The 10,513-nt window shown below is 45.3% G+C and carries 9 protein-coding genes; 1 reads left to right on the top strand and 8 read right to left on the bottom strand.

Features of this window, described 5'->3' with window-relative positions; translation table 11 throughout:
- Positions 1 to 60 precede the first annotated feature (60 nt).
- Positions 61 to 297, top strand: coding sequence for a ferredoxin family protein (locus GBH70_RS15685; protein WP_151681904.1), 237 nt, complete (start codon positions 61 to 63; stop codon positions 295 to 297).
- Positions 298 to 447: 150 nt separating this feature from the next.
- On the opposite strand, the gene GBH70_RS15690 is transcribed toward GBH70_RS15685, so the two are convergent.
- The 8 genes from GBH70_RS15690 to GBH70_RS15725 form a co-directional block, all read right to left on the bottom strand.
- Complete coding sequence (locus GBH70_RS15690; RefSeq protein ID WP_151681905.1) at positions 448 to 1,881, bottom strand: M20 family metallopeptidase; 1,434 nt, start codon at positions 1,879 to 1,881, stop codon at positions 448 to 450.
- Between the two features lie 21 nt (positions 1,882 to 1,902).
- The gene (locus GBH70_RS15695; RefSeq protein ID WP_151681906.1) at positions 1,903 to 3,276 is read right to left on the bottom strand and encodes a M20/M25/M40 family metallo-hydrolase; all 1,374 of its coding nucleotides are present in this window, start codon (positions 3,274 to 3,276) and stop codon (positions 1,903 to 1,905) included.
- Between the two features lie 107 nt (positions 3,277 to 3,383).
- Positions 3,384 to 5,045 (bottom strand): ABC transporter substrate-binding protein, encoded by a 1,662-nt coding sequence (locus tag GBH70_RS15700; protein ID WP_253694010.1) that lies wholly within the window; start codon positions 5,043 to 5,045, stop codon positions 3,384 to 3,386.
- Positions 5,046 to 5,057: 12 nt separating this feature from the next.
- Positions 5,058 to 5,990 carry an oligopeptide ABC transporter permease gene (gene opp4C / locus GBH70_RS15705; protein ID WP_151681907.1) on the bottom strand — a complete coding sequence of 311 codons (933 nt, stop codon included), beginning with the start codon at positions 5,988 to 5,990 and terminating at the stop codon, positions 5,058 to 5,060.
- A 19-nt stretch (positions 5,991 to 6,009) separates the two neighbouring features.
- Positions 6,010 to 6,960: an ABC transporter permease gene (locus GBH70_RS15710; protein WP_151681908.1), complete on the bottom strand. Its 951-nt coding sequence runs from the start codon at positions 6,958 to 6,960 to the stop codon at positions 6,010 to 6,012.
- Between the two features lie 24 nt (positions 6,961 to 6,984).
- Positions 6,985 to 7,974 (bottom strand): ABC transporter ATP-binding protein, encoded by a 990-nt coding sequence (locus GBH70_RS15715; protein ID WP_151681909.1) that lies wholly within the window; start codon positions 7,972 to 7,974, stop codon positions 6,985 to 6,987.
- Positions 7,971 to 8,990, bottom strand: coding sequence for an ABC transporter ATP-binding protein (locus tag GBH70_RS15720; RefSeq protein WP_151681910.1), 1,020 nt, complete (start codon positions 8,988 to 8,990; stop codon positions 7,971 to 7,973). The genes GBH70_RS15715 and GBH70_RS15720 overlap by 4 nt, the downstream gene beginning before the upstream one ends.
- 22 nt (positions 8,991 to 9,012) lie before the next feature.
- On the bottom strand, positions 9,013 to 10,227 hold the full coding sequence (locus GBH70_RS15725; protein ID WP_151681911.1) for a M20 family metallopeptidase: 1,215 nt from the start codon (positions 10,225 to 10,227) through the stop codon (positions 9,013 to 9,015).
- Positions 10,228 to 10,513: the final 286 nt, after the last annotated feature.

The following is a 10,513-nucleotide window of genomic DNA, read 5'->3' on the forward strand; positions in this document are numbered from 1 at the left end:
GTTAGAATATTCCTAAACTTATCTTCTGCAAAACGAGATATGAAAAAGGTGGTAAAATAAATGTCATTTGTAATCACTGCACCCTGTATTGATGAAAAAGCGGCGGAATGTGTGGAAGTCTGCCCGGTAGATTGTATTGCAGAAGGAAAAGACCAGTTTTTTATTGATCCTGATATCTGCATCGACTGCGGCGCCTGCCAGGCCGTTTGCCCGGTAGAAGCCATCTACCATGAGGAAGAATTGCAGGAAGAAGATATGGTTTTTCTTGAAAAAGCAAGGAAATTCTACCAAACCTGATACGTTTAAAAAAACCATCGCCGTATGATTCAAGCGGCGATGGTTTTTTTAATCTTCTTATTCAGTTCCCTTTTCCACTTCTTTTACCATCCCGGACACTGACTCCAACCTTGGGCACTTTTTAGTACTTTTTTCACAGGATTACAGCTATCAAACGCCGGCTAAACTAAACTTTTCAGGCGTTACCTTGTTAGGGATGAGGCTTTCGTATGTTTTTCCTTTTAGCCTTTCTTTAAATTCTGCTTTTGCAGTTTCCAGCAATTCCTTATTCAGCAACGTTTCGATTGCGGTGCATGCCATTGCTTTACCGGCAAACAATGTTGCTTTCAATGCATAGGTCTGTGTCCCTTGTGCTACTACCTGCCATGTATGGGGCACAGTGCCAAATGCCCATGTTGCAGTCATACACTGAGCGGTCGGAACATTCCAGCTGACATCCGCCACGTCTGTTGATCCTTCCATAAATTCATCCTTTTCAGGGCATGGTCTGATCCAGTCTTCAATCGGACGTTCAAGCACTTTTGCCTTTTCCTTCCCGTCCAGTTGAGCCAACGCATATGCTTTTTCATTTTCCCCAAGAGAATCGTAGATCTTTTGGACAAAGTCAAGTTCTTGATCTTCAAGTTCGGGGAATCCGATTTCTTTCATATAATTTAACATGACATTGTGGAGGGTTTTGTTGGGAATCAGATTATGGCATCCTCCCTCGATTTGGTAAGACATTTTAGTTCCGGTCATCAAGGCTGCTCCGCGGGCGATATTTACCACCCGTTCAAACAATGCTTTTACCTGATCCGGTTGCGGCGACCTGACATAGTAAACCTGTTCCGCATGTGCCTGCACAACATTTGGGGAAGTGCCGCCCGTATTTGTAATAGCATAATGCACCCTGGCCTTATCCGGCATATGTTCCCGTAAATAGTTCACGCCAACATTCATGAGTTCAATCGCGTCCAGAGCGCTTCTCCCCAACTCAGGCAGTGCCGCCGCATGGGCGCTGATCCCTTCAAATATGAACCTGGCCTCAATGACCGCATTAGAAGAAGTATGCTGAACCGCATTGATTGATCCCGGATGCCAGGAATAAGCCACATCCACATCCTTAAAATACCCTTCGCGCGCCATATACGTTTTGCCGTTACCCCGTTCTTCTGCAGGACAGCCATAATACCGGACGGTCCCGGGAATTTGATTGTTTTCGAGATATTCTTTTACCGCAAATGCCGCTGCCAGGGAGCCGGTGCCCAGTAAGTTATGACCGCAGCCGTGGCCGGATCCGTTTTGTACAATCGGATCATGTGTTGTACTCCCCTTTTTTTGGCTGAGCCCGGCCAATGCATCATATTCCCCTAAAAAGGCAATGACCGGCTTTCCGGAACCATAGCTCGCCACAAAACCAGTTGGAAGACCTGCTATTCCTCTTTCAACATGGAAACCAGCTGCTTCAAGAGCATCGGCCATGATATGAGATGATTTTTGTTCTTGAAAACTCAATTCCGCACATTCCCATATTTTTTCGCTTAATGCACTGTAAAACCCGCTTTTCTGATCAATACTATTTGAAATTTCCTGTACCAAACCCATTCTTAGCACTCCTTTTGTCAATCATTTTATTTCGGGAAAAGCTTGCAGCAAATAAACCATGTGCAGTACACCGTCAATGTAATCCTGAATCCGGATCGACTCGTTCGGCGCATGGGCCTTCGATTGTGCCCAGCCGACACCGGTGCTGACAATCGGCAAACCGAGATACTGGTTAAAAATATACATTGGGCCGGTCCCTTCGGAGTTTGGATATAACAGTACCTCCGACTGGTAAGCCTCTGCTGCCGTTTTTTTGACAAGCTGGACAAAAGGATGCTTGATATCGGAGCGGTAAGCCTTTTGAGCGTCTATCAATTCCACTTTTACATCCGAAAAACCATAGCGTTCAAGATGGCGTTTGATGCACTTGTATAAATGTTCGCCCGTTTGGCCGGGAACCGTTCTGCAATCCAGCTTCACTTTCGCTTCTTTCGGCAGTACGGTTTTTGTTCCCTCTCCGGTATAACCGCTGATCATGCCGCAGATGGTCATCGTCGGGTGGAACATCAAGGCCTCCATCGGATCTTCTCCTCTCACATCCGTAATAAGAGGCCGTTTTAAACCGTAAAGTTTGCTAAGAGAAGCTTTATCAAGCGGAAGTGCTCTAACCGCTTCTTTCGTTTCCTCGTCCGGCTCCTGGATTTCATCAAAAAAGTCATCTACTAAAATCGTATTCTGCTGACTTTTCATGGTGGCAAGTGCCTGGACAAGGCGCCAGGCAGGATTATCAATACAAGCTGCAAGCGATGAATGAATATCAATATCTGCTGTTTTGACGGATAGTTCAAAATAAGAAGAACCCTTTACTCCCGCATAAAGCTGCACCCGTTCCTGGTCATCCTTACTGCCAAATTCCCAAATGCAGGCATCCGCCCGAAACAAATCTTTGTACTTTTGAAGATAAGGTTCAAGATGGCGGCTGCCGCTTTCTTCTTCGCCTTCAATTAAAAACTTGACATTACATGGAAGCCCGCCGTTTTCCCGCAAATATTTAATCGCAACCAAACGCTGCATAAGTGATCCTTTATTGTCTGCCGTTCCGCGTGCATATAAAATGCCGTTTTCGAGCCTTGGTTCAAACGGGTCCGATTCCCATTCATCAAGCGGATCCGGCGGTTGGACATCGTAATGGTTATAAAATAGCAGTGTTTTGGAAGCATCCCCGTTTTTGCCGGCGGAAAAAAAGGCGTAAATAACAGGATGGCCGCCAAGATCGTCCAATACTCTGGTTTCGCCACCGTATTCGTTTACGATCTTTTTTACATATGCCACGGTTTCCGGTATTTTCAAATGCTGCGCGGAAACGGATGGCAGCCGTAAATAATCATAAAGCAGGTCTAATGATTGATGAGCTAAATCTTCCACTTTTTTTTTGATGGATTCGTCTTGTCCCATGTTTCATTTCCTTTCCCTTGATATGTATTCTAGCGGTATTCAGCAGACCAAAATGAAATGCTTGAACAGCAGCTGGTTCTTTGCTGTTCAAGCGATAATGATGTTTATTATTTGCTGCCTTTATATGCCCATTTTTGGAAATCTGCTACTGTGCCAGGCCAGTAAGCAGCCGCTCCGCCGTAAGAAAGGTCTTTGCTTACAACATTAACTTCGCTATCGGAATATAAGGTAAGAACAGGCATATCGTCCTGCCAAATCTTTTGAAGTTTATTGTAAACGACTTTCCGTTTTCCTGTATCCGGTTCTGACTTACCTTGTTCAAGCAGTTTTGTTGCTTCCGGATTGTTGTATTTCATAAAATTATAGGCTCCATTTGGTCCGAATAATGCAGATACATCAGGATCCAGATTAAACGTAAACCCAATCAGCAACAGGTCGAAATCGCCGGCTTTCCCTTTTTGCATGATCGTCGGGAAGTCATACGTCGTTTCTTTTACCTTCACACCGATTGCCTTTAAGTTTTGGACAATGATGTTGGCAGATTGTTCACGAACTTTATTGCCAATCGGCACAACCAGGTTCACTTCTTTGTTAAAATCCCAACCTGCATCTTTCAGCATTTTCTTTGCTTTTGCCGGATCGTAATCCAGTTTTTTCAGGTTTTTGTCCAAATATGGGCTCAGTGATGTGTAAGGCCCGTCAATAATCTCACCATTGCCTTTCAATAGTTTTTTCACGATCTGTTGACGGTTGATAGCATACGCAAATGCCTGCCGGACTTTTGGATCTGTAATCGTTTTGGTGTTGAACTCCATCGTTTGGAACCCGATTTGCGGTTCAATTTTGGTCGTTGCATTCTTCAATTTTTTCACTGTATCGACATCCTGGAACGGAATATTCCCAATGCCTCCTGAAACATTCAACTGAATGCTGCCGGACTCCAATTCGCCCGCTAAGTTCGAAGCGTCCATGATTTTAATGAACATTTTAGGCGTTTTCGGTTTTCCCAGGTAATAAGCGTTGTTGGCTTTGTATTGGATATACGTATTCTTGTTGTAAGTGACCAACTTGTAAGGCCCGCTTGTTATATCCGGTTTTTGCATATATTTGCTATTGGCAAGGTCTGCCGGCGCAATATCCTTCAAGACATGTTGAGGCAATGTGATGATTTTCGTCCCAATCATTTCTTTGATATAATTCGGGTCAACCGGTTTCTTTGTTTTGAACGTGACAGTATGATCATCCACTTTTTTTAAATTCGGAATCGATGTCTCCGAGCCGGTTAATTTTCCGTTCATATCAACGCCTGTAAGGGAGGAAATATTACCCCCCACAGCTGTTTCCGTTTTCGGATTGGCAATCAAATTAAAAGTAAAAATGACATCATCTGCTGTAATCGGCTTGCCGTCTGTCCATTTTGCTTTTGGATTCAAATGGATCGTATACGTCTGATTGTCTGACGTATCAATGGAAGTCGCCAATTTTGCCTGAAACTTTAACGGGCTTACCATGTCAAGGAAAGAATCAAACATGAGGCGCTCTGCAAATTGCGCCGCAATATCCCCGGAGTTGATTGGGTTAAACCCGGCTGGTGGGTTCACCATCCCCATATAGATTGTATCTTTGGCCGTTTTCGTCCCGCTCGTTGAGTTGGACCCGCATGCTGCCAGCAGCACCATAACCAGCACCGTTAATGAACTAAGCAGCACTTTAAATAATTTTCTTCCTCTAAATAAATCCCCCATTTTTTTCATAAACCGTTTTGACACTTCCTCTCCGTTTTACTTTGCTTGTTGGGACTCGACTGCATCACGCAATCCGTCGCCGATAAAGTTAATCGATAAAACTGCCAATAAAATCATCAAACCGGGCGGAATCCACAGCCATGGCTGCGACGAAAGCACGGTAATTGATTGCGCCTGGGTCAGCATATTTCCCCAGCTTGCTGCAGGCGGCCTGACACCCATCCCTAGAAAACTTAAGGAAGCTTCTAAAATAATGGCTGAGGCGACACCAAACGTCGCATTAACAAAAATTGGTGCCAGCGCATTTGGCAAAATATGCTGAAACAGTATTTTTGGAGTAGAATATCCTAATGCAACAGCTGCCTTTACATAATCCATTTCTTTTATTGACAGCACACTGCCGCGTACTAAACGGGCAATGGCGGGCCATCCTAATAAACCAATGACAACCGTAATATTGAATAAGCTTGGGCCGATAATACTCACCAGCACAAGAATGACCATAAAATAAGGGAAGGACATAAATACATCTGTCAGCCGCATGATCACCATATCAATCCATTTGCCGAAATATCCGGCGACAAGGCCCAATACAATGCCAATGGCGACATAAATGGCAACTGCCCCGATCCCGACCACGATTGAAACTCTTGTGCCGTAAATCAAGCGGCTCATCACATCGCGCCCAACCTGGTCTGTGCCCAAAAGATGCTGGGAGGAAGGTGCAGCTTCAAAATCAGAAAAAATTTTATTGGGATTGTATGGCGCAAGAACCGGGGCTGCCAGGGCTACCAATATAAACAAAACAAAGACGGTAAAACCGGCTACGGCCAGCTTATGTTTCAGGAAACGCCGCATAACCATATGGGCATACGTTTCTTCGCGGCCGAGCTCCTCTAACACTGCTTTATCTTTTTTTATCTCAAAAACCGCGGGAACGTTCTTGTTCGGATTTAAATTCATCGACATCCTTTGTTCATCTCCTCTCTCATTCGTATCTAATACGCGGATCGGCCACGGCATACAGGATATCCGTTAATAAATTCGAGAGCAGAACCGCCACCGCTGCCATTAAATTAATCGCCATTAGCGTCGAATAGTCCCTGGATGTAATGGATTGAATCGTTAATAAACCAAGGCCGGGCCACTGGAAAATCTGCTCGGTAACAATCGCTCCGCCGATCACCATCGGTATATCAACACCGATAATCGTAATAATAGGGATCAGGGCATTTCGTAAAGCGTGTTTGTTTGTGATTTTAAACCGGCTTAACCCTTTTGCCCGCGCCGTTCTTAAGAAGTCTTTGCTCAAGACATCAATCATGCTGGAACGGACATACCGGACCATATTTCCGGCGATCCCGGTAGCCAGCACCGCGACCGGCAAAATGAGGTGGACAACCGAGTCCGTAACCCCGCCTGTACCGCCAAGTGTATTCATGCTGCCGGTCGGCAACCATCCCAGCTTGGTTGCGAAAATATAAATGACGCCAAGTCCAAGGAAAAAGTGCGGAATGGAAATGCCAAAGAACGAAAAACCCGTAACGGCGTAATCAATCCAGGAATTTTGTTTTCTGGCGCATAATATCCCTAAAGGAATGGCAATTAAATACCCGATAATTAATGAAATTCCCATTAATAAAACTGTGGGCCCGATGTGGCTGGCGATGATTTGCGTTACCGGTTCGCGTGTTGAATAGGAGAATCCAAGGTTCCCGTGGAACAATTGGTTTAACCAGCTTACGTATTGGACCCAGATCGGCCTGTCCAGCCCAAGCGCATGTTTTTGCATGGCAAGCTGTTCAGGTGTGGCGGATGGATTGACATACATATCTACCGGATTGCCGGGAGCAAGATTAATAATAAAAAAGTTTAAGACGGTAACCCCGAATAAAATGGGGATGGCGATTAAAATGCGTCGAATAATATACTGGAACATGGTGTGCGACTCCCTTCAATCGATTTACGAAATTGGAAAATGGCAGGCCACCAGATGATCACCGCCGGTAAGCACCGGAGCCTGCTGACGGCAAATATCCTTGGCAAACGGACATCTTGTATGGAATACACAGCCTTTTGGCGGATTTGCCGGGCTTGGCACATCGCCTTCAACGACAATTTGCTCACGACCGCGCTGATGCGGATTCGGCACAGGATAAGCACTCAGCAAAATTTCCGTGTACGGATGCTTCGGATGAGCAAAAATCTCCGGCGTCCTCGCCATCTCCATCACTTTCCCCAAATACATGACTGTGATCCGGTCGCTGATATATTTGACTGCACCAAGGCCGTGGGCAATGAAGATATACGTCAGATTAAATTCTTTTTGCAAATCTTTTAATAGATTCAATACCTGGGCTTGTATCGAAACATCAAGTGCCGACACCGGCTCATCGCAAACAATTAACTTCGGATTCAGCATCAGCGCCCTTGCAATCCCGATTCTTTGCCGCTGCCCGCCGGAAAATTCATGGGGATACCGGTTTTTATAATGTTTGGAGAGCCCGACAATTTCCAAAATACGGTTAACCTTTTCGGCAGCTTCCGCTTTATCGGCCAGCTTATGGGCAAGCAAAGGTTCCGCCAGCAAATCCCCAATTCTTTTGCGGGGATTCAGGGATGAATAAGGATCCTGAAAAATCATTTGCAAATCCGACCGCATTTTCCGCATTTCTTTTGTTGACAAGCTTGCCAGGTTTTTCCCCTGGAAAAAGATTTCTCCTTCTGTCGGTTCCTCCAGCCTTACAAGGGAGCGCCCGGTTGTCGACTTTCCACATCCTGATTCCCCGACAAGCCCAAGCGTTTCCCCGGGATAAATCTCAAAACTGACATCATCAACGGCTTTTACATGGCCGACAGTTCTTGTGATAATGCCTTTTTTAATAGGATAATATTTTTTAAGATGTTTTACCTGCATTAACGGCTGCTGTTGTTCTGGCGCGGTACTGTTCAAGTTCTCACTTCCTTATTCAGAGTTTCCCGGCTCCCGTCGATTGCTTCATCATACAAAAAGCATCTGATGCTGTGGGGCTTTTTGTCTTTCATCGGTTTAAGCTCCGGCTGGTCAGTGCGGCACTTTTCCATTGCAAAAGGGCATCTGTCATAAAATCTGCATCCTTTTGGCATATTGTATAAGCTCGGCACAGAACCCGGAATCGAGTCAAGCCTCGTATCGTCCGGATTCGTAATATGCGGGATGGATTTCATCAAGCCGAGCGTATAAGGGTGCTTTGGCTCGTCAAACAATGTGTAGACATCTGTTTCCTCGACGATCTGCCCGGCATACATGACAGCAACCTTGTCCGCCATTTCTGCCACCACGCCTAAATCATGCGTAATCAGGATAATCGCTGTTTTTGATTCTTCCCTTAGTTCCTTCATTAGTTTTAAAATTTGGGCCTGAATGGTCACATCCAACGCTGTGGTCGGCTCATCGGCAATCAGCAGCTTTGGTTTGCAGCTCAGCGCCATTGCGATCATGACGCGTTGGCGCATCCCACCGGAAAGGCGGTGAGGGTAATCCCCGAAAATTTCCTCCGCCCTTGGGATGCCGACTTTATTCAGCATCTCAACCGCATACGCTTTTGCCTGCTTTTTCCCGTAACCCATATGGAGGCGGATGCTTTCTGTCAGCTGATCCCCGATCGTCAAGACTGGATTCAGCGATGTCATCGGCTCCTGGAAAATCATCGAAATCCGGTTGCCGCGAATCTTCCTCATTTCTGCTTCTGTCAAATCCAACAGATTCGTCTGCTCAAATTCAATGGAACCCTGTGACACTTTACCATTTCTTTCAAGAAGCTGCATAATGGAAAGCGAAGTAACCGATTTTCCGCAGCCGGATTCCCCTACCAGGCAAATGGTTTCGCCTTCGTTCAATTCAAAGCTGACATTATCAACAGAAGTTACCGTCCCTTTTTCCGTTTTAAATTCCGTTTTGATCCCATCGACTTTTAAAAGCGGCGCCAAACGTCATCCCTCCTTTGTTTTTTCAGCCATTTCCGATCCCGGTTAACACTGTATTTTCAGTAGAGCAAAGGTATTGGTAAACAACGGATAAAAATGCTTTCCCGGCTGTCAGCATTGCACGTTCATCAAAATTAAATTTCGGATGGTGGTGCGGGTAGACTGCATCCTCTTCTTCAAATCCGGCACCGGTAAACCAAAACATCCCCGGCTTTTCTTTTAAATAGTAAGCAAAATCTTCCCCGCACATTTGCGGCGCAATTTCAGCTGTTGCCCCTTCACCAAAAGTGCGGTCCATCACTTTTTTGAACAGTTCCGTTTCCGCTTCGTGATTATAAACTGCCGGATAACCGAATTGGTATTCGACCGTTCCTTTCGCATGGTGGGCGGCACACACATTTTCGACAATACTTTCCAGTTCCGCTTTTACTTTATGCCTGACCTCTTCATCGAAAGTGCGAACCGTCCCTTCCAATACAGCTGTATCCGCAATTACATTCGGGGCAACACCGGCATGAAACTTTCCGATCGTCACAACGGCGGGCTTTACCGGGTCAATTTTGCGGCTGACAATCATCTGAATCTGGTTGACCAGTTGGGATGCAACGGCTATCGAATCAATGGAAAAATGCGGTGCCGAACCATGGCCGCCCCTCCCTTGAATATGAATCTTAATCGTATCGGAAGCGGCCAGCGCATAACCTTTGCGGTAGCCGATCTTGCCATACGGGACTAAGCTCCATAAGTGTGTGCCAAAAACCACATCCACCCCGTCCAGGCAGCCGTCTTTAATCATGGCCTGTGCCCCGCCCGGAGGAACTTCTTCTGCAGGCTGGTGGATCAGGACAACATTGCCGGAAAGCTCTTTTCTATTATCCTGGAGCACTTTTGCCACACCCAGCAGTGTCGCGGTATGACCGTCATGACCGCATGCGTGCATCACGCCCGGCACTTTTGAAGCGTACGGGACATCTGTTTCTTCCTGAATTGGGAGTGCATCAAAATCAGCGCGCAATGCAACAGTTTTCCCAGGTTTTCCTCCTTTGATCGTTGCCACAATCCCATAGCCGCCGACATTTTCCCTGATGTCTTCAATTCCGAAGCTCTTTAATTTTTCTAATACGAAGGCCGAGGTTCCGGATTCCTGATAGGATAATTCCGGATGCTGGTGCATATATCTGCGCCATTCGACCATGGAGCCATATAATCCTTCAAATTCTTTAAACCAAACATCATTCACAATATGCATCCCCTTTTCATTTTCTGAAACACGCGACTGACAGTAAACTTTAAAAATATTATGCAAATATAATTTATTTGCAAATTTTCCCAACTTATTTGTTTATCCTTATTATTTGGAAAAAACAAGCAGGTATTTCCCAACGAGTCATTAATTATGTAATCTTTAACGTTAGGTAACCTAACATTTGATGTTTACTATACTAACAATAATAATTTTTTCATAACTTGTCAATACAATCTGAAAAATCCATGTAAAAAAAATTCTCTAAGTGTTATTATTACTC

Source organism: Weizmannia acidilactici (genome assembly GCF_008974225.1).
In the GTDB taxonomy this organism is placed as follows: Bacteria; Bacillota; Bacilli; order Bacillales; family Bacillaceae_C; genus Weizmannia; species Weizmannia acidilactici.

Excerpts from the sequence above, each read along its gene's own strand:
- GBH70_RS15695 (WP_151681906.1), bottom strand. The coding sequence starts at position 3,276 with ATGGGACAAGACGAATCCATCAAAAAAAAAGTGGAAGATTTAGCTCAT.
- GBH70_RS15710 (WP_151681908.1), bottom strand. The coding sequence starts at position 6,960 with ATGTTCCAGTATATTATTCGACGCATTTTAATCGCCATCCCCATTTTA.
- GBH70_RS15690 (WP_151681905.1), bottom strand. The coding sequence starts at position 1,881 with ATGGGTTTGGTACAGGAAATTTCAAATAGTATTGATCAGAAAAGCGGG.
- opp4C (WP_151681907.1), bottom strand. The coding sequence starts at position 5,990 with ATGTCGATGAATTTAAATCCGAACAAGAACGTTCCCGCGGTTTTTGAG.
- GBH70_RS15685 (WP_151681904.1), top strand. The coding sequence starts at position 61 with ATGTCATTTGTAATCACTGCACCCTGTATTGATGAAAAAGCGGCGGAA.